At 62.6% G+C, this 658-nt stretch carries 1 protein-coding gene; it reads right to left on the reverse strand.

The window, feature by feature from the left end:
- On the reverse strand, positions 1–658 hold a 658-nt coding region (gene opgC / locus AC5RWX_RS34040; RefSeq protein WP_494100539.1), incomplete at both ends, for an OpgC domain-containing protein.

The raw sequence follows: 658 nt of genomic DNA on the forward strand, positions 1-658 counted from the left end.
GAGGTAAGGTCGACCACCGTTCCGAAGTCATCCTTGGCCCTGGGTCCGTACACCATACCGACCACCAGTCCGGAGAACAGAACGAAAAGCTCGGCACCCGAAACAAAGCCCACCGCTTCCTGCGTGAGCAGTTGGAACAGGGAGGTCATACCCAAGTGGTTGACCACAACAAACACAATGGCCAGGCCGCGCAGCACATCCACGCGTGAATCCCTGCTCGACGGGTCCGTGTACCCCCAGTCTGTTGCGGCATCGATCCTGCGGGGAATCTGCCACAGGGCAACAAGGAGGAAGAGAAGCCCCATCCCTACTGTCCACGCGGCAGCTCCGGTAACGGTGTTGGCACGGACGTAACCGCTGCCTGCGCTGACTTCCGTCACCGGCCCAGTGACGATGGCGGACGACTCCAGCCTGCCCAAGGCCGCATGGGCAATGGCCGGATTCCCGGTGAGCAGCCAGTCGATGCTGGCCACGCCGGTGTCCCTGGTACTGGTCCGTTCGTCCCACACCACAGCCCCTGCCATACGGAATTCAGCGGCGGTGGCAACCCCAACCACCTGGTCCCACCATGCAACCTTGATGTCCGCTTCCGATGCACCGCCGGAGGCCGGACTGTAAAAGGCGGCGGTCTGCAGGAGGAAAGGCTTGTCCCGTTCCT

The organism is Arthrobacter sp. SPT-J7, assembly GCF_059089965.1.